Source organism: Methylomonas defluvii, from assembly GCF_033949435.1.
GTDB lineage: Bacteria > Pseudomonadota > Gammaproteobacteria > Methylococcales > Methylomonadaceae > Methylomonas > Methylomonas defluvii.
Genome location: NZ_JAXARY010000003.1, coordinates 24,143 through 43,026 on the forward strand (window position 1 = coordinate 24,143; position 18,884 = coordinate 43,026).

18 protein-coding genes are annotated in these 18,884 nt (G+C 53.1%); 5 read left to right on the top strand and 13 right to left on the bottom strand.

Going from position 1 to position 18,884, the window contains the following annotated elements; genetic code table 11:
• Window positions 1-42: 42 nt before the first annotated feature.
• The 6 genes from QLH52_RS04505 to QLH52_RS04530 form a co-directional block, all read right to left on the bottom strand.
• Entirely contained in the window at window positions 43-2,208 is a 2,166-nt protein-coding gene (locus QLH52_RS04505; RefSeq protein WP_319960697.1) for a YgiQ family radical SAM protein, read from the bottom strand.
• Window positions 2,205-3,008 (bottom strand): spermine/spermidine synthase domain-containing protein, encoded by an 804-nt coding sequence (locus tag QLH52_RS04510; protein ID WP_101053023.1) that lies wholly within the window; start codon window positions 3,006-3,008, stop codon window positions 2,205-2,207. The genes QLH52_RS04505 and QLH52_RS04510 overlap by 4 nt, the downstream gene beginning before the upstream one ends.
• 209 nt (window positions 3,009-3,217) lie before the next feature.
• Window positions 3,218-3,838: a glutathione S-transferase family protein gene (locus QLH52_RS04515; RefSeq protein ID WP_319960698.1), complete on the bottom strand. Its 621-nt coding sequence runs from the start codon at window positions 3,836-3,838 to the stop codon at window positions 3,218-3,220.
• Between the two features lie 26 nt (window positions 3,839-3,864).
• A complete protein-coding gene (locus QLH52_RS04520; protein ID WP_101053027.1) occupies window positions 3,865-4,326 on the bottom strand; it encodes an amine oxidase in 462 nt (153 codons plus the stop codon).
• A gap of 15 nt (window positions 4,327-4,341) precedes the next feature.
• Window positions 4,342-5,454, bottom strand: a complete 1,113-nt coding sequence (locus QLH52_RS04525) for a flavin monoamine oxidase family protein (RefSeq protein ID WP_240618039.1) — start codon at window positions 5,452-5,454, stop codon at window positions 4,342-4,344.
• Window positions 5,430-6,392 (bottom strand): hypothetical protein, encoded by a 963-nt coding sequence (locus tag QLH52_RS04530; RefSeq protein ID WP_319960699.1) that lies wholly within the window; start codon window positions 6,390-6,392, stop codon window positions 5,430-5,432. The genes QLH52_RS04525 and QLH52_RS04530 overlap by 25 nt, the downstream gene beginning before the upstream one ends.
• 228 nt (window positions 6,393-6,620) lie before the next feature.
• Between QLH52_RS04530 and QLH52_RS04535 the strand changes: the two genes are divergently transcribed.
• From QLH52_RS04535 to QLH52_RS04550, 4 genes are all read left to right on the top strand, one after another.
• Window positions 6,621-7,019 (top strand): hypothetical protein, encoded by a 399-nt coding sequence (locus QLH52_RS04535; RefSeq protein WP_101053029.1) that lies wholly within the window; start codon window positions 6,621-6,623, stop codon window positions 7,017-7,019.
• A 308-nt stretch (window positions 7,020-7,327) separates the two neighbouring features.
• Window positions 7,328-7,714: a hypothetical protein gene (locus QLH52_RS04540; protein ID WP_033156500.1), complete on the top strand. Its 387-nt coding sequence runs from the start codon at window positions 7,328-7,330 to the stop codon at window positions 7,712-7,714.
• A gap of 113 nt (window positions 7,715-7,827) precedes the next feature.
• On the top strand, window positions 7,828-8,478 hold the full coding sequence (locus QLH52_RS04545; protein ID WP_319960700.1) for a DUF2760 domain-containing protein: 651 nt from the start codon (window positions 7,828-7,830) through the stop codon (window positions 8,476-8,478).
• Window positions 8,475-10,310 carry an Hsp70 family protein gene (locus QLH52_RS04550; protein WP_319960701.1) on the top strand — a complete coding sequence of 612 codons (1,836 nt, stop codon included), beginning with the start codon at window positions 8,475-8,477 and terminating at the stop codon, window positions 10,308-10,310. Before QLH52_RS04545 ends, QLH52_RS04550 begins: the two co-directional genes overlap by 4 nt.
• Before the next feature lie 115 nt (window positions 10,311-10,425).
• On the opposite strand, the gene QLH52_RS04555 is transcribed toward QLH52_RS04550, so the two are convergent.
• The 5 genes from QLH52_RS04555 to QLH52_RS04575 form a co-directional block, all read right to left on the bottom strand.
• Window positions 10,426-11,361 (bottom strand): YiaD family glycine zipper/OmpA-like lipoprotein, encoded by a 936-nt coding sequence (locus QLH52_RS04555; RefSeq protein WP_319960702.1) that lies wholly within the window; start codon window positions 11,359-11,361, stop codon window positions 10,426-10,428.
• 266 nt (window positions 11,362-11,627) lie between these two features.
• Window positions 11,628-12,917 carry a PepSY-associated TM helix domain-containing protein gene (locus tag QLH52_RS04560; protein WP_319960703.1) on the bottom strand — a complete coding sequence of 430 codons (1,290 nt, stop codon included), beginning with the start codon at window positions 12,915-12,917 and terminating at the stop codon, window positions 11,628-11,630.
• A 217-nt stretch (window positions 12,918-13,134) separates the two neighbouring features.
• Window positions 13,135-15,528: a TonB-dependent siderophore receptor gene (locus QLH52_RS04565; protein WP_319960704.1), complete on the bottom strand. Its 2,394-nt coding sequence runs from the start codon at window positions 15,526-15,528 to the stop codon at window positions 13,135-13,137.
• A gap of 399 nt (window positions 15,529-15,927) precedes the next feature.
• The gene (locus QLH52_RS04570) at window positions 15,928-16,209 is read right to left on the bottom strand and encodes a type II toxin-antitoxin system RelE/ParE family toxin (protein WP_319960705.1); all 282 of its coding nucleotides are present in this window, start codon (window positions 16,207-16,209) and stop codon (window positions 15,928-15,930) included.
• Entirely contained in the window at window positions 16,206-16,490 is a 285-nt protein-coding gene (locus tag QLH52_RS04575) for a type II toxin-antitoxin system Phd/YefM family antitoxin (RefSeq protein ID WP_319960706.1), read from the bottom strand. The genes QLH52_RS04570 and QLH52_RS04575 overlap by 4 nt, the downstream gene beginning before the upstream one ends.
• A gap of 111 nt (window positions 16,491-16,601) precedes the next feature.
• On the opposite strand from QLH52_RS04575, the gene QLH52_RS04580 reads away from it, so the two are divergent.
• Window positions 16,602-16,835 (top strand): ATP-binding cassette domain-containing protein, encoded by a 234-nt coding sequence (locus tag QLH52_RS04580; RefSeq protein WP_319960707.1) that lies wholly within the window; start codon window positions 16,602-16,604, stop codon window positions 16,833-16,835.
• Window positions 16,836-17,139: 304 nt separating this feature from the next.
• Here the strand turns inward: QLH52_RS04580 and QLH52_RS04585 are convergent, their stop codons facing one another.
• Both QLH52_RS04585 and QLH52_RS04590 read right to left on the bottom strand, forming a co-directional pair.
• The gene (locus tag QLH52_RS04585) at window positions 17,140-18,117 is read right to left on the bottom strand and encodes a FecR family protein (protein WP_319960708.1); all 978 of its coding nucleotides are present in this window, start codon (window positions 18,115-18,117) and stop codon (window positions 17,140-17,142) included.
• A 58-nt stretch (window positions 18,118-18,175) separates the two neighbouring features.
• On the bottom strand, window positions 18,176-18,721 hold the full coding sequence (locus QLH52_RS04590; protein WP_319960709.1) for an RNA polymerase sigma factor: 546 nt from the start codon (window positions 18,719-18,721) through the stop codon (window positions 18,176-18,178).
• Window positions 18,722-18,884: the final 163 nt, after the last annotated feature.

Sequence of the window (18,884 nt, forward strand, 5' to 3'; positions counted from 1 at the left end):
AAATATTAAGAACAAAGGCTGTTTTCATACTTACTTGGTATTCTATTTATGCTTTCTACCGGCTCCGCCAAACGCGATATATTTTGTTTTAAAAGTATGAGTTTTGCTTGTTTTACTCATAGGTAAACCATCACTTTTCGGCTGAAAACTCGGCACCAAATGCTGCTTACCGTTGCCGATTAAATCGGCACGCCCCATATCTTTTAAGGCTTCTCGCAACAAAGGCCAGTTTTTCGGGTCGTGGTAGCGTAAAAATGCCTTGTGCAAGCGCCGTTGCTTGATGTTTTTCGGAATTGCTATGTCCGGGCTGTTTCGGGCGACTTTGTGCAAGGTGTCTTTCCCCGAATGATACATAGCCGTAGCAATCGACATCGGCGACGGTAAAAAGGCCTGGACTTGGTCGGCTCGGAAGCCGTTGCGTTTCAGCCATAGGGCCAGATTCAGCATGTCTTTATCTTCTGTACCCGGATGGGCGGCAATGAAGTAGGGGATTAGATACTGTTCCTTGCCGGCTTCCTTGGAGTACTTATCAAACATCGCTTTGAAGCGGTCGTAAGTGCCCATGCCGGGTTTCATCATCTTCGACAGCGGGCCTTGCTCGGTGTGCTCCGGGGCAATTTTCAGGTAACCGCCGACGTGGTGGGTCACCAACTCTTTCACGTAAGCCGGTGTCTCAACCGCGATGTCGTAACGCAATCCCGATGCGATGAAGATTTTTTTGATGCCCGGCAAGGCGCGAGCGCGCTGGTAGAGTTTGATCAGCGGTGTTTGATCGGTATTCAGGTTCTGGCAAATCCCCGGATAGACGCAGGAGGGTTTGCGGCACGATTCTTCAATCTTCGGGTCTTTGCACGCCAGCCGCCACATGTTGGCAGTGGGGCCACCCAAGTCCGAGATATGGCCGGTAAAATTCGGCGAGGTATCGCGGATGGCTTCAATCTCACGAATGATGGAATCTTCCGAACGGTTTTGAATGATACGCCCTTCGTGTTCGGTAATCGAACAAAAACTACAGCCGCCAAAGCAGCCGCGCATGATCAACACAGAATGCTGAATCATCTCAAACGCCGGTATGTTGGCTTTGCCATAAGCGGTATGCGGCAAGCGCGAGTAGGGTAGGTCGAATACGCCGTCCATTTCCGGCGTGGTTAGCGGCAGTGGCGGCGGATTGATCCACACTTCGCGGTTGCCGTGGCGTTGAATTAACGCGCGGGCGTTGCCGGGGTTGGTTTCGCCGTGCATCACCCGGGAAGCGTGCGCGTATAAAATTGGATCGTCTTTTACGGCTTCGTAGTCCGGCAAGCGAATCACGGTTTGCGTGCGCTGCTTGTTGGCGATAGGTTTGAATTGAATCACCTGCTCGTTTTCAGCCAGTGCCGGTTTATCCGCGGCGGCAAGGGTTTCCGACCCGTCGCCGCACTCCGACCGTCCCTGATCGTCGCACGCCGGTTGTTCTTGATAGGGATTCACGTGAGAAATCACCGCCCCCGGTTTATCGATGTCGGTCGAGTCTTTCTCCATCCAGCCCTGCGGAACCTGTTTCACAAAATGCACAGTGCCGCGTATGCCTTTCAAATCGGCGATGGTTTCGCCTTTTGCCAAGCGTTGGGCGATTTCCACCACTTGCCGCTCGGCGTTGCCGTACACCAGTAAATCGGCCTTTGAATCCAACAAAATGGATTTCCGCACTTTATCGGACCAATAATCGTAGTGAGCAATGCGGCGTAGGCTGGCCTCAATGCCGCCGATGACGATAGGTACGTTTTTAAAGGCTTCGCGGCAACGATGGGCGTAAACATTCACTGCTCGGTCCGGGCGTTTGCCGGCCGCCCCATCGGCGGTATAAGCGTCGTTGGAGCGGATTTTCTTATCCGAAGTATAGCGATTGACCATCGAATCCATATTGCCGCCGGTCACCCCAAAAAACAGTTTGGGTTGGCCCAGTCGTCTAAAATCCTCGGCACTATGCCAATCCGGTTGCGAGATGATGCCGACCCGGAAGCCCTGCGCTTCCAACACTCGTCCGATCACCGCCATGCCAAAGCTGGGATGATCGACATAGGCATCGCCGGTCACCAAGATGACGTCGCAGGCGTCCCAGCCCAGCGCTTCCATTTCTGCGCGGCTCATCGGTAATTCCGGCGCCGGACCGAAGCGGTGCGCCCAGTATTTTTTGTAGCCGAAGATGTTGGGAGCGTTGTGTATCACGATTTTATAATCCGGTTGAAGACGTTGGGGTTGTGGCGTTTTAAATCCAGCAAATAGATGGGGAATTCCAGTTGATACATCTGTTCCAGCCGCTTGGCCTTGTCGATCAATTGTTTGATGCCTGGCTTTGCCATGGCTTCACCGAAGGCAAAGCCGATGACATTACCGCGATTGCGTACCGGCAAAAACAGCATGCGCCTTTCAAACACACGGCCCAGATTCCAGGCCACTTGCTGGAACATGTCCTTATCGGTGCCCCACAAATTGATCACCAGCAGACCGTTCTTGGTCAGTAAGGTTCGGCAGTTGTCGAAGAAAGTTTCGCTACTCACTTCCGGGGCCATGCCGTCGTGGTCGTAAGCGTCTATGACGATCAAGTCGTGCTGTTCGCTCTGGACCTGGCTGGCTTGGCGTACATGTTGCGCGCCGCAGCCAATCTTGATTTTCAGGCGCGGATCGAATGGCAGGCCAAAATGGCTGCGTGCGACTTTTAACACACTGCTACGAAATTCCACCACCTTGAGCCGGCAATCGGCAAATTGGCGCAGCATGAATTTGGCGATAGTGCCTCCGCCCAAACCTATCATCAGGATTTCGTTGGGAGTGTCGTGGAACAGCAGGCCGGCCATCATTGCCCTGGCATACAACGAATGTAGCCGGTCGGGTTCCATCAGTAGCATACTGCTTTGCCGGGCATGCGAACCAAAGTGCAAGGCCCTGACGCCCTCCTTATCAACGATTTCTATGATGCCTTCGTCGTCGTGGCTTTGGTGTACCACCAGGCCTTCATATTTGTACATGCGCTGTAGCGAACAGAAAAGAGGACGCTATTTTCCTTGAAAATCCAGCGCTTGTCTTGTGAATAGTGTGCGGATGACGATTTAGTCACCTTGTAAAAATGAAGGGATATTGGCTTAACTCGGCTGATTGATGGATATGAGTGTGAATGGCTTCACATCGCGAATCTCCGGACAGGAGAAGGCAACAACAGATAGTGTGGCGATAAAAGTCAGTCCACTCGATAACCTTCCTCCCTCAGTACCCGTTTAACAACCGGCCGCGACAGCATCAAACGATAGTGTTTCAAGCAGTTTTCCGGCAGCGTAATACCGATTTTATCCGCCCAAAATTCCACGTAAAACAAAGCGGCATCGGCGATGCTGAATGCGCTCAATGCATAGCCTTCGGCTGGTAGCAACTCGTTCAGGATCGCAAAACCATTATTCACAATATCCAAGCCTTGCGCCTTAACCGCGTCGTGATCGGCGGGATTGGGCGCGAATTTCTCCGTGGTAAAAATGCGGGCAAAGCCTTGACCATGCAGCGTGCCGACCGCATAGTCCATCAACTCGATAGCTTTCGCATCGCCATCCGCGTCGCCTGGCAATAGTTTTGCTTTGGGGTAGCTGCGCGCCAGCCAGTAGGCGATAGCTTGGAATTCCGTCAGGGCAGTACCGTCGTTACGGACCAGGGTAGGAATGCTGGCTTTGGGGTTGATTGCCAGATAATCGGCTTGATGTTGATCGCCGGCCATTAAATTGACCAGATGCGCTTCAAAAATCAGATCCAGCTCTTCCAGTAAAATATGGATACCGGTCGTGCAGGAGCCGGGTGTCATGTAGAGTTTCATAAATTATCCTATCGGAAAAGTTTTGCTTAACGGCATTCCAGAAAGTAAGCATTAATGTCCAGCGCAAAATTCCGCCACAGTAAGGCGATATCGCTACGCACCGCGCTCAGGTAAACCTGATCGGGTTTATGCTCGTCTGGGAAATTGGATAAGGCGCAGGAAGTGCGATGTTTATCCACTACCATCAACAAAAACTCGTCGATAAAGCCATCAAATACCGCCAATACTGATTTGGTAAGATCCGCCAAGCCCTGATTGACGGTGCTGCCCGTGTGATCAAACGGCAAGGCCTTTAATTGAGCCAGGGCGTCTTGATAGGTTTTTTCCAAGACGATCAAGATATTGCGCTGAAAACAACCATCCCATTGTTGGTGTGATAGGTCATGGGCCAATAATTGATCGTACTGCTTCTTCATATTCGCTTTCTGCTCGATTATGAATCGACTAAATTCGCCGATGCTGTTCGCGTTAAGCGTTGGATTGTTCATGTCAAAGTCCTTTAGTTAGAGTGTTAATGCGCTAAAAACCCGGTCGCTGGCTGCCAATGCGCCTTCCAAATAGCCGCCGGACCTACTGGCTGTTTCCGTTCCGCAGAAATACAGTTTGTCTTGCCAATGGTCCAATTGCAGCGCGCGATGGCCGTAGGCGGGATGTTCGAACACCGGTATGCGATCTACAGAAGTCGCGGTAAATGGTTCCCGGCTCCAATCCTGAATCACCACACTTAGTGGATTGGCGGCGGCAGGACCGAGTAAGCCGACCATTTGCCGCACGATCAGGGCCGGCAGACTGTCTTGATACTGTTCGCGAATCTGGGCTGGCAAACCAAAGAAACCAAACAGGGCAGATGTTCCAGCATCGTCGGAGCAGGCGTCATAGACTTCGGCCAAAACCGCGCCGGGGTAGGATGAAATGGCGTTGCCGGAATAGCCTTGTTGGCGCCAGAAAGCTTGTTCGTAAACCAGAACCGCCTTGGCGTGCCCGGCCATCCAGGTGGGCGTGTCTTGCATTAGTGATAGCAAACCGGGTGCTAGAGCCGGTTGAAAGGTAATGCTGTTAGCCAGTAATCGCGGCGGAGCAGCCAGCACAACTTGGCGAGCCTGTATGGTACTGACGGTGCTATCGCATGCGAATGTTAAATCGACATAACTACCGTGATCGCTAAGTGATAGCAAATTGTATCCAAGGCGCAACACCCGTCCCGGTATCCGTTGCAATAAACGGTCAATTAATTGCTGGCAACCGCCGGCAATCCGTCTGGCTTCAGCGTGAGTCTGAGTATCGATGTAAGTCACCGGACGGGAGTGTGCTTGCACATGATATAAGCTTTGGCCGCAGTCCCATTGCGGAAATAGCGTCAATCCCAAGCGCTTTACTAATGCCGAAATACGCGGTTGCTCGGTAGGCCACAGCCAAGTGGGGCCCAAGTCTGCGGTAAAACCCAGGGTAGGGTCAGCTGCGGATAGAATCCTGCCGCCGCAGCGTTCGCGGGCTTCAAATACGCCAATGTTAGGTTTGTATGTCAGCAGTTTTTCTGCCAAGGACAAACCGGACAGTCCGGCGCCAACAATCGCCACGTCCAGCATGGTCATCACGCCATCTGCATCGTTTGGCATAGCAAGGAGTTACTCTGCCATAGGGGTAATTTCGGCGCTTCGGTCGACGCGCTGGGCATGATCAATTTCTTGCGAAAAATATCCCAAACGCCGTCATAGCGTTGTTGTACCCGGATGCTCCATCCCCAAACGATAGGTAAATGTACGGGCACCCAAATATAAAGATCCGGCCTATCCGGTCCGGCGTTTTGCATGAAGTACACGGTGTATTTTTCCAAAACGCTCATCGACGCGACAGTATTACCGGCAATTTCGGACGGAATGGCTTGCGTCACGGCCTGCCTGAACAGCAGTTTTTGCTGCCGGCCTTGCTGTTGAAACCCGCCAAGCGGTATGACCGGCACAGGCCTGTCTTTCACAGATAGATACAAAACCGGGTCGCCTTCTTCACTTTCGGTATCCAATAAAGTCATCGTTTTGCCGTCGGCGAAGTGTGCTGTTCGAGTAGACTCCAGCAACTGCAAGACGCCCAGTTGGCTGCAAAAACCGGCGGTGTCCCATGCCAGTTCAAAATGAGGTGAGATACTTAGGGTTGGCATATCGTCCGCCAAGCTTACGGTCGGCGCGGCCATGCGGGCGTCAAGCAAGGTCAAACGATTCTGCTTGGGTTGCTGCGGGTGAGCTGTGGTAAGGGCTAAGCAGCTTTTGAGCGGCGGGCTCAGTAAATCGCTGTTCCAAACGAATGCGTGTATGGGTGTTCGTTTCGTATCCACGGGCACTACCGCAGCCCGTTCGATGCTTAGCGGATAATCGCCGAGTAAGCCGTTTTGCAGATCATGCTCCACATCACCGAGTGGGTTGTCCGCTAATTTTTGGGTGTCGATGCTGTAGCGATGGCCTGCTTGCAGCACTGGATGCTTGGGTTTGGGCGGCGCAGGCATCGGGCGGGGCAGAGGGAAAATGTGTTCCATCGTTGGGTTGCTGATGACGAAAGTCATCAAGCAATCAAGAATGATGCCAATTTAGCAAATCGCCGCATGCGTGTGTAGGTTGTAGATTGATAGGGATTATTGCTCTGAGGCAGCTTAGCAAACGATGTCGTGGGTGCGACAAAATCGGCGATCTTGTCACGACAACACCATTAAGTCGGCGTTATCGTCCGCGCTTGCTATCCAGGTAGAACACTTCTACAGTTCCCAGGTATGTTCATTATTTTGAGGAAAGTCATGCGAAATTTATTGATAACCCTGCTGTTACTACTCCCCATCGCCGCTGCCGCTGAAAACGATGCGTTTAAAAATATGGATAAAGCGCAAATGCAGCAAGTGATGCAGAAAATGAAAGCCATGCAAGACTGCGTGAAGCACATCGATAAGACCGACATGCAAGCCTTTCAAGCGCAGGCCAAACAAATGACTGCCGAGGTGGAGCGCTTATGCGCGGCGGGAAAACGCGATGAAGCGATGGCCAGAGCGATGGAGTTTGGTAAGGACGTATCGGCCAATAAAGCTATGCAGCAAATGAAACAATGCGGCGACGGAATAACCGAAGCCCTGCCTTTATTGCCTGATACCACTCAAGGCCAAAATCAGGCCGGTTCGTCTCGGCATGTTTGCGATCACTAAGCTTTAGAGCACCAATTTGGGTGGATTTTTCGATACGGTCATTTCCAAGAGACCCGCGCCAGCCCTTATATGAGCAGCGCGTTCCTGCCGCCTTGGCGTGGCTTTTAGCTCACTGCCTGGTATCTTAGTGCTTTGGCGTTGAAAGGCGAGTTTGTCCTGAGCCTGGGTGAGTTTACAGCTGGCCGCAGTGAGCTGGCTGATCAGGCTAGGCCTGTTCTGACCGCCTGCTGCTGCCGACTGATTGTTCATTTCAGCTAGCATCGCGTAAAATCGCCAGCCATTATCACGCCCCCATTGGAGAGCAAAACATGACATACCGTTTAGTAGTTGCATTGATGATGGTCGCAGGTTTGGCCTGTGCCGAGGAAGCCAAGGAAGAATGGAACGAAACCACTCTGAAAGATGAGACCATCCAGAAAATTCAGCAAGCTCAGTACACCTATAAAAAATGTGTAGTGGATACTATGCAAAAACCCGAGTTTGCCAAGATGGAAAGCCGCAACGCCACCGATGTGATTATTAAGTCTTGTGAGCCGACCTTGGCCGAAATGCGCAAAGTTTATACCGACGCCGAAGTGCCGGGCGTGGTGGCTGACCGGCATTTGAAGAAAATGCGTATCCAGGTAACGCGCAATTTGCTGCAGCAATTAATGTACGCGGAAGCCGCGAAGAAAGCCGGCATGCCTGGTAACTGACTCCCACTGTCCGCAATGGCATTGGCGTAAAAATTTAGCGTTATCTGTTGCGGCATGCTTGAAGATTAGATGCTACAGCCCTTGTTTCAATTAACAACCATCACTCGTTTTTCATGAATACCTACACCATCGATTTATCCTTGCGCCCGACCACCTTCGATTTGTGGCACGTGTGTTTGGCCGGTACCGCAGCACTGTTGGCTTTGATTCTGATTGTGGTTTTAGTCTCGGTATTGCTGGGCATGCGCCGCTGCAAATCCGCAGCTCCGGCGGTAGTCGCTCCCAGCCCTGCGCCGCAACCGGAAGTCAAAATCGTCGAGAAGATCGTCGAAGTGGAAAAAATCGTCCAGGCCCCGGCGCCTGAGCCCGTGGTATTAAAGGAAGCGACTCCGGATGCCGCCTTGCAACTATTGAGTTTGCTGCAAAAAGAAGCCCGCTTTATCGACTTTATCAAAGAAGATGTCAGTGCTTTTTCCGATGCCGAAATCGGCGCGGCGGCGCGGGTGGTGCATCAAGGTTGCAGCAAAGCGGTCAGCGAGCATTTCACCCTGGCCCCTGTCAGCAAAGATCCCGAAGGCAACCGGGTCACCTTAAATAAAGGCTTCGATGCAGCGTCGTTCCGTTTGACAGGCAATATTGTCGGCGAAGCGCCGTTTACCGGTACTTTGGTGCATAAAGGTTGGCAAGTCACCGATCTGCGCTTGCCAAAATTAACCGAAGGCCATAACGCCAAGATCGTCGCGCCGGCCGAGGTGGAATTATGACCGCACGTTATTCGGTCGGTATCGATTTAGGTACCACGCATTGCGTATTGTCTTATGTCGATCTGGAAGCCGGCGACGACCAAGTGGTCCTGGGTGTGTTGGCGATCCCGCAGTTGACCGGTCCCGGCACGATAGAAGACAAGGCGCAATTGCCGTCCTTCACTTATTTGGCTCATCCGGCCGAGATTGCCGAAGGCGCGACTGCGTTGCCGTGGACAGCTAAACCGGAATATTTGGTCGGCGAAATCGCCCGTAATCTGGGTAGCAAAACGCCTATCAGATTAGTGTCCAGCGCCAAGAGCTGGTTGTGCCATGCCGGTGTCGATTGCAAACAAGCGATTCTGCCGGTCGAAGCGCCGGAGGATGTCACCAAGATTTCCCCGTTTGCCGCCAGCAAGGCCTATCTGCAACATTTGCGCGACGCCTGGAATCATCGATTCCCGGAGCACAATTTACAAGATCAAGATGTCACCATCACTGTGCCGGCGTCGTTTGACCCCGCCGCTCGCGAATTGACGGTCGAAGCGGCTCGCGCGGTGGGACTAGGCCAGGCCGTATTGCTGGAAGAGCCGCAAGCTGCTTTGTACAGCTGGATCGAAAACAGCGAAGGCGATTGGCGCAATCATGTGCAAATCGGCGACGTGATTTTGGTCGCCGACATCGGTGGCGGCACCACCGACTTATCCTTGATTGCGGTCACCGAACAGGATGGCAACCTACAATTGACCCGGGTGGCGGTCGGCGACCATATCTTGTTAGGCGGCGATAACATGGACTTGGCGCTGGCCTATACCGTTAAAGCCAAACTGGAACAAGACGGCGGCAAGCGCCTGGAATCCTGGCAACTACAAGCCTTGACCCACGCCTGTCGGGAAGCCAAAGAAAAACTATTCAACCAATCCGAGTTGGGCAGCATACCTTTAGTGGTAGCGAGCCGTGGATCGTCCTTGATCGGCGGCACCTTGCGCACCGAACTGACTCGCGACGAACTGAACCGCGTCTTGGTCGAAGGCTTTTTGCCGTGGGTACCGATCGAAGAAAGACCGGTGGTCAGACCGCGCAGTGGTTTGCGTACCACCGGCTTGCCTTATGCGCAGGATGCCGGCATTACTCGCCATCTGGCTGCATTTTTGTCGCGGCAAAAAGAAGCGACCGGCGAGCTAGCCGATCATGTCTTGCCCGAACACGCCAGTTTCTTGCATCCGACCGCGGTATTGTTCAACGGCGGAGTGTTAAAAGCCGGTTTGATGGCCGAGCGCTTGATGCAGATATTAAATAGCTGGTTGCAAGCCGAACAAGCCGCGCCGGCCAGACTGTTACAAGGCGCCGACTTGGATTTGGCGGTCGCGCGTGGCGCGGCCTATTACGGCTTTGTCCGCAAAGGCAAGGGCGTCAGAATCAAGGGCGGCACGGCGGCCGCCTATTATGTCGGCATCGAAAGTGCTATGCCGGCTGTACCTGGCTTGCCCGCCGAAATCGAAGCACTATGCATCGCGCCGTTTGGGATGGAAGAGGGCAGCGAACAGGAATTGCCTAATGACGAATTCGGTTTGATCATCGGCGAACCGGTACGCTTCCGCTTTTTTGGCTCAAAAACCCGCCGCGACGATGACGTGGGAGTACGTTTGGAATATTGGCAGGACGACGAATTGGAAGAACTGGACGAAATTGAAATCACTTTGCCGGAAGAGGGGCGTCATGCCGGCGACATCGTCCCGGTGCATTTGTCGGTAGCAGTAACCGAAGTGGGGACTTTAGAGTTAAAAGCGGTTTCCAAACGCGATCAACAGCGCTGGAAAATTGAGTTTGATGTCAGGGCTGGCGACGCTTGATATTAATAATAGCTAGCGGCTGAACCAAGGCCGAATTTGCAAGGGCTAAACTGAAACCCGCTTCTTTCAAGAAAAGAAGCGGGTTTTTTATGATAGCTGGCTTGTATCTAAAGCTTTATTGTTGTTGGTAATAAGGCTGTGGATACTGTTGCTGGTATTGCTGGTTCTGTTGCGGATAAGTTTGCTGTGGATACCCCTGTTGCTGAGGGTAACCTTGGTATTGCTGATTCTGCTGAGGGTAACTTTGCTGTTGCGGGTAACCCTGCTGATACGGTTGGTTTTGCTGCGGATAACCTTGCTGCGGGTAGTTCTGCTGCGGATAACCGCCTTGTTGCTGATAAGGCTGGGTTTGCTGTTGCGGGTAGCCTTGCTGCGGTTGTTGCGCAGCACCGGCGTTTTGATTGGCGTTGATCGCCAGTTCCACCCGGCGATTGATTGCCCGATTGGCATCGCTACTGTTCGGTACTTTCGGCGAACTTTCGCCCATGCCCTGCTGGGAGATACGCATCCGGTTCACACCGCGTTGCGCCAAGAAGTTGGCCACGCTGGTAGCCCGTGCTTCAGATAAACGTTGATTGTCGGCATCGGAACCCACGTCATCGGTGTGGCCGGTGACGGAAATCGTCGACTCCGGGTAATTGGTCAACACTCTGGCGATGGGGTCGAGTGCGTGCTGGGCTTCCGGCGTCAAGTCGGCCTTGCCGAACGCAAACGTTACATCACTGGTGCTTGGCATGTTCAAGGTCAGCTGGTTTTGCGCGGTGCGCTGGACTTCAATCCCGGTGCCTTGCAGCGACTGCTGCATCTCTTCTTGTTGTTTGTCCATGTAATAACCGACCCCGGCGCCAACCGCGGCACCGGCTAATGCGCCCAGACCGGCGTTTTTCCAGTCGTTTCCGCCGAATAAAGTACCGGCGCCTGCTCCCACTGCCGCGCCGACACCGGCGCCCTTGCCTAGGTTGCTCATGCTGGACTGGCCGGTATAGGGGTTAGTGGTACAGGCTGTTAACAAGCTGGTACCGATGGCGATAGCAAGTAATTTTTTAGTCATTATTTTTCATCCTGGATGCTGTTCATAAATACGTTGAGTCGGGAGGCGTATAAATTCTATGGGTATTGCCAATAGAAGCCGGTCCCGGACCGCGTGGCGATTAAAACCTTAAAGGCTTAACTCGCACTTAAAATGGACCGGCAGGCGGGGGAATGGTTTCCTGAATGGCTTAGTAACCCTGCCCTATTTATCCCGGATGTGCCGCGGGCTAAGCGCATCGCAGCCCAAACGAGCGTGCCCTTCGACAGACCAAGCGCGAACGGGATTTAAGGGCGGGGGCAATAAATTGATTCAGCGGCCTGTGGCGGTTGTTTTTGGCTAAGTGACTTTAGAGGTTGTTTCGCCCGCCGTTTTTGCAGCCAACGCACGACGCCGGTGATATACAACACCGGGCAAGCCAAACCCGCCAGCAACACCAAAATTCGTCCCGGCCAGCCGAAAGCGTGGCCACTATGCAAAGGCCATTGCCAATCGTAAAAGACATCGGCGTTCGAGCCGGTGCCGGAATCGTAGACTTTCAGAATTTCGCCGCTGTATTGATCGACGGCAATATCCCGGTAGCCGACGAAGCGGCTTAATTCTGCGACGTCTCGTTTCATCACCCTAAACACATCCAGCCGGTCCTTCGGTGCGTTCAGCATCCATAGTCGGCCGGCAGGGTAGCTTTGCTGCACTATTGTTTCCACTTGCGCTAGGCTAATCGGCTGTTGTCCCGCTTTGGGTGGGGCGCTATCAATCGTTTCCGGAATGCCGTTGTACGCATTCGGGCGGGTGATAGTCGAGAACGGCTTGACTAAAACGTCTATTCGCTCCGGCTGCGTCATATAAATACCGGAAAACAATACCGGTATTAACACGATGCCGGAATAGAAACCGACTATTTTATGCAGATCGAAGTTGAACCTGACCGATCCCGAACGGCGCTTGAAGGTCAGCGCCTGCCTAAATTTACCGGTCAGCGGCCACCAGACGATCAAGCCGGTCAATACCGATAAAATGGAAAATGCACCGAGAATCGAGACGATAGTGCCGCCGGTTTTACCCAGCAGCAAACACCAATGCAACTGCATGATGAAACTGACCAAAGGCCGGCCCCAATATCGATCTTTGGGATGCCAGAGCTGCAAGCCCTTGACTTGAGTCGTATAGGGATCGACGAAGATATAGTAGCCGTCGCCATTGTTCGTTTGGCTTTCGTCCCGGATGTAATATAAAAATTTATAGGCAACTTCGGCTTTACGCGGGTAATACACCTTAAAAAAACGACTACCTGGCGGTTTGGCGTTTTCCGCCGCGGCGACGATGTCGTCTAACGACCGCAAGTGTCGTTGTTCTACGGCGGGTAAGGAAACGACGGACAATTCAGGGTTCAGTATTTCCTGCATTTCCAGATAAAACACTAGTATGCCGCCGGTCAGACCGACGACCGCCAACAGCAATCCGGCACTCAAACCTAAATAAAGATGAACGGCCAGCCACCTTTTACGACGGGATTTCAGCTTCGTTAACCGGCTAGCACTGGCATTTGGCGCGAGAGGCTTTGCGCTGCGGGACATTGAATTCTCAAGAGCTGGTTTCATAACGATTTTTAAAAACAACTTCGGTTAATGAACACAAGGCGGTTCCTGATTAAAAAGCGGCTTCAGCAACAACGTCATCTCGGCTGTCCCTGCCGAGATGACGATACTTGACATAGCTGGCGCAGCTTCACGATCAGGGGGCGGTTCGATCGCAAAGAACGGGAAGGACTCCCGCTTTTTGCGACTTGCCCGGTCAAAACTCAACCTTGACCGAACCCAAGAACGAACGGGGCGTACCCCACGTGGCGCGCGTGCCGGACACTAACGCAAAACCGTCGTGGACGTATTCCTTATCCAGCAAATTGGTGACATTCAGTTGTAAAGTAACGTTGGTTTTTGCCACTTTGCGGGTATAGCTAGCCAACAGGTCCACGACGCCATAGCCATCGAAGTTGAAATCGTGGAAATCGAAAGTCGCCTTCCTGTCGCTTGCTAGTTCCAGGCCGGCACCGACTTTTAAACCTCGCAAGTCTTCCTGCTGAAAGTCGTACGTGGTCCAGAAAGTGGCGGTATGATCCGGCACGCCTCTCAACCGGCTACCGACCGGGATATTATTCGGATTGTTTTCCTTCAACACTTCGGTGTTGGTGTAAGCATAGGTAGCGATGGCATTCCATCCGGGCAGAATTTCCCCTTTGATATCGACCTCGACGCCCCGACTTCGGGCCTCGCCGGTGGCTACGCTAAAATTCAAATTGGTCAAATCGGTGGTGGGAATGTTTTGTTTGGTTAAGTCGTAGTAGGCGATAGTACTGGTCAATCTATCGTCGAAAAATGCGGTTTTAAATCCCACTTCCCACTGCTGCGCGGTCTGTGGCGGTAAAAAGGTATTGCCTTGTCCCATGCCATTGGTGGTGCCGAAATTCTCGACATAATTACCGTAGATGCTCAGCCATTTCTCCGGTTGCCACAGCACGCCCACCTGAGGCGTCACCGCATCGGCTCTTTGCCCGACCTGTTGCGACACCACATTGAACTGCTCGACATTTTGGTAACGAAAGCCGCCCATGACATGAACGTTATAAGGCAGTTTGATTTGATCCTGCAAATAGATGCCGTACAGGTCGGTAACGGTATGAAAGGAATTGGCGGCTCGCGTCGCGAGATTGATAGGCGGATTGCCGGTATGGATGGGATTGTAGATATCGATAGTGCTGGCAACAGTACTGCTGTAGCCGACGGTGTTTTCGTCTTGCAGATAATAATCACCGCCAATCAGCAGCGTGTGTTGTAAGCCCCAGGTGTTGAAATGGCCGGTCAAGTTGGTGGTCGTAAAATAACTTTCGTTGCTGTAAAAATCGCTGGTCACTAAACGTCTGTTCAGCGTGCGTTGATTCGCTTGCAATGTGGTGGGCAATAGGGCGGTTCTGGTTCTATCCAATAAATTGATGCCTAGTTGTTCGCTGATCTCCCAGTTGTCGTTAAATTGGTGTTTCAGATTAAAGCCGACGAATTTATTTTCGACCGGATTCGGGTTAGCCTCCATCAAATTCCGTTCGCGCGGAATTTCCACCAAGCGTGGGTTGATCCAGCTACCGTCGGCACGGGTGCCGTCTATCATTAGGGGCCTGGAGTGTAGGTCGTAGTCGTTATTTTCATGGCGGTATTCCATCTCCAACAACGCCGTGGTTCGCGGACTGATGTTCCATTGCAGCACCGGGGCGACGAATACTTTTTCGTAGTCCACCAGCTCGCGAAACGATCCGCTGTTTTCATAGGACACATTCATCCGATACAACAGATCGCGATTTTCAGTCAACGGCCCGGTCGCATCGATGCTGGTACGGTATAAGTCGTAAGAACCGAATTGTTGTTGCAGCGCGTAATACGCCGTATCCAGTGGCTTTTTGGTCACCACGTTAACCATACCGCCTGGTTCGACACGTCCATATAACATGGCGGCCGGCCCTTTCAGAACCTCGATGCTTTGTACATTGGCCATGGCTCGCGTGCCGTCCGCACCACCAAAAGTATCGATCCGGAAGCCGTTGCGGAAATAGTTAAAATTGAAAAATCCGCGAATTGTCACTTGGTCGCCCAAACCGCCAGCGCCCTGGCCGGTGGTCACGCCGCTGACGTATTTCACCGCTTGATCGAGTTTGATGGCTTGGCGATCATCCAAAACCGCTTTGGGAATCACCTGAACGTTTAATGGCGTCTCCATAATGGGCGTATCGGTTTTAGTGGCGAAACGGGTGTTGGGAACCGAGTAATCCTTGTTATAGGGATCGGTGGGATCGTAACTGCGTTGTCCGGAGACGGTGACCGCCGGCAAACTGTTCACTTCTAGCGGCTTAATCGATACGGCATTATCAGCGGTGAAGGTGTAACTCAAGCTGGCGCCGCCGACCAGAATCGCTACCGCCTGCTTGGCGCTGTAAGTGCCTTGCAGCGCGGTACTGGTTTTACCGGCTAGGGTTTGCTCCGCGTAGAACAGATGCAGGCCGGTCTGCTGTTTGAGCGTTTCTAGCGCGCCGGACAGGGCTTGCGCCGGAATGTTCAATTGATAGCTTTGTTCCTGAGCCGCGGCAACCAGCGTGGTGCCGGTCAGCAGGCCGCCGACTAGCGTTCTAGAAAGTGAATACATTTGCCCTCCCGTGGTGTGTGGTGATTTCACTACCCAGTAAGAGCGGTTTTCGAGGGCGGAGGCGCCACTTTTTTTCGATGGGTTAAAAATATTTTAAAGGCGCGGACAGCAAACGATTCAATCGTTAGTTTTAACGGTAACCCGAAAATCAAAATCTTGGATAATTGCTGCGGGTATCCGCGTACGGGATTAATTAATAAGCGGCATGTCAGAGGGTGCCCTGCATGTTGTGTAAGCGAGTAAATTTTCGATTTCGCATCCGGTCTTCAAACGGACTGCTAAACCGATACAAAGCGGCTTTTCAGGCATGCGGTGACATAGTCCATTTTTGCCTGATATTCAGACTTGAGTGATGGAGGGCAGATTATTGAATGGGCTAAACCTCTGCTGAGGCGTTTCTTACAGCTTGAGCAATTGATGGCCTTCAAACACCGTTAATATCGATATGCCGTCTGCTTCGATACGATAAACGATTCTGTAATGGTCGACAAAAACCTCGCGAATATCGGCTTGGCCAAGTTCCGGTACCATCCGGCCAATCATTGCGGAGTCGGCGGCATTCCTGGCGCGTATTCTCAATTTATCTATCCATTGCCTGGCGTTTTGGGGATTGTTCTGCGCGATATAGGCATAGATAGCCGCCAGATCGTCCGTGGCTCGGGCAGTCCAACGCAACTTCATAGCTTGGCTATTTTACCTGCCAGGACTTCATCCAACATCTCGTCATCGATTACCCGGCCGGCCTGTACGTCATTCAAGCCTTGCTGCACGGCGGATATGAATCGGGCTTGGGTATTGAGCCGGTCGAATTCGCTGGGCGATAGCACCACCGCTGCCGGTTTGCCGTTTTGGGTTATCACGATGGAACGGTTGCTAGTATTGATGCTTTTTAACAGCGCGGAGGCCTGCGTTTTGAACTGGCCCAACGGCAATATGTCTTCGGAAATGTGTAAGGTAGACATGTTAAATGCTCATAACGGATCTGAATTAAGGGCTGAATATAGGTTTTTTATCGACCGATGGCAAGCGCTTTTGACCAAACCTTTATTTCCTTTATAGAGGAGCAATCTCTCATGTTACAAGCTTGCCAACTGACTAAATCCTGCGACTCAAACTGCACCCGGCACGCATTGAACCGGCACGTCGCCCTCAGCCGGATTTTCTGCTTGCTGGGTGCCAACGGCGCCGGCAATACCTCGACGATTAGTCTGTTTTTGAATTTCATCGCTGCCAGTTCCGGTACCGCCAAAATCGGCGGTTTCGTTGTCAGCGGCGGTACCGAGCAAACTCGGCGGCTGCTGGCTTAGCTGCCGGAGACTGTGGCGCTGTATCCGTGCTTGTCCGGTCGAGAATCCGGATTATTTCAGCCGCTTGTCCGGGTTGCGTTAGACAAAACAACCATTGCGCAATTTTCTGCTGACGGCGGGGTTGTCCGAGGAAGCCGCCGACCGACCCATCTCCGGATACTCCAAAGGCATGCGGCGGAAGGTTGCTATTGCCATCGCTTATGCCAAGGAAGCCAAGGTGTTGTTGGGGGAACCGACTTCCGGCCTGGGCTCGCAAGCGTCATATGTGTTTTCCAACTTGCTGTTGAACCTGACCATCTCTCGGTCAGCGTTCGAATTCGATCAGTCGCTCGTTTTTTCTCACAGCCTTGATCGGCAGCGCGGCGCCGATGGCATTGAGGGCAAGGTTTAAGTCGTCGGTGGGAAAGTCGCCGCTGACTTTAAGGTTTTGCAATTGCGGGTCGGCGACGCGGAGTTCGATGTCGTGATAGCGACTTAGTTGTGCCAGAACCTCGGCCAGCGCAGTCTTTTTAAAGACCAGCACGCCGTCCCGCCAAGCGGCGACAGTAGTGGCGTCGAAACGGGTAGGCGCGGACGCCAGGCCCCGCGTATCGTATCTAATTTGCTGGCCCGCCAACAGAGTTTGCGGGTCGGGCCGCCGCTCAGTGGCAACGGCGACTTCGCCTTCCAGGACGCTGACCGTGGCGGCGTTATTCAGCATGCACACGTTGAAGCGGGTGCCAATGTCGTGGATCTTGCCGTGACCGGCGACGACGTCGAAGGGTTTGGTTTCATCGTGCGCCACGCTGAATAAGGCTTCGCCACGATCCAACACCGCTTCGCGGCCGCGCCAGCCGTAGCGGACTCGCACCTGGCTGTTGCTGTTGAGTTCTATCGTTGAGCCATCGCGGAGCGCGATGTGTTGCCGCTGGCCTTTTAGTGTCGAGTAACAGTCGGTGTTTATCCAGTCCCAGGCTAGCGGCATGCCTATTGCCGCAATCAGTAACGAGGCGGCTATCGACAACCGTAGGCTGCGGCGTGCCCGGCGGCGCTCGATTTGCGCGCGGCGTAAACCGTCCCTGGCCGCCATCAGCCGGGGGTCGGTTTGTACGTCGGCGCCGCTAAATTCCCGCCAAATCGCTTCGGCTTTTTGATAGCTCTGGCGATGCTGAGGACTTAACGCCAGCCAATCCTGAAACGCCCGGCGTTCGCTAGCCGAACAATCGGGCGAGCGCAGTCTGACCACCCAATGACTGGCTTGTTCGTGCAACGACGATGGAATTGGCGGGGTAGTTCGGTTCATGGTGTTAGTGTATCGCATCCACAACCGGCTACGCTGGCCGGCGGAGAATTTGGCGGTGTTAATCGATGTCCTGGCTGATGGATTTGCTACAGTGGGCCAACGCCTTTATGCAATAGCGCTCGACGGTGCGCGGCGGGATCGCGAAAGCCTTGGCGATTTCGGGATAGGTCAGGCCGTCGACGCGGTGTAACAGAAACACGGTGCGGACAATTTCCGGCAGGCTGTCCAGCGCTTGCAGGCATATTCGCAGGCGTTCCCGGCTTTCGGCGACGGCATCGGGTTGCGGCTTCGGGCAGGTTAGGGTGTCCGTTTCCGATTCCTCGTCGTTGACGAAAGGGACGATTTGCTCGCGTCTGTATAGATCGCCGCTCAGGTTGGCGGTGATGCGATACAGATAGGCGCGGTGGTTGTCGATGGCATCGGTTTTGCCGTGCTGTAAGAGTCTGAGATAAGCATCCTGAACCAGATCCTCGGCATGTTGGCGGCCGGCCCGTTGTTCGGCGAACACCAGCAGTTCCTTGTTGTGTCGTTGGAACAGAAAGTCCAATAGGCGAATATGGCGATTGGGCATGTCGGCGTGAAGTTCAATGGTGCGCAATGGCAAGCCGGAATCATGCCCGATTTCCGGCTGATACTATTATTCAATGGCTTAAGCGGTTTGATGAGCTCGAGCATACGGCCGATTTAATTGAACTGTGTTATATGCCAATGGCAAACATCGGGAAATCGCCGACATTTCACGCCGAAGGGCGTATCCGCCGCCAATG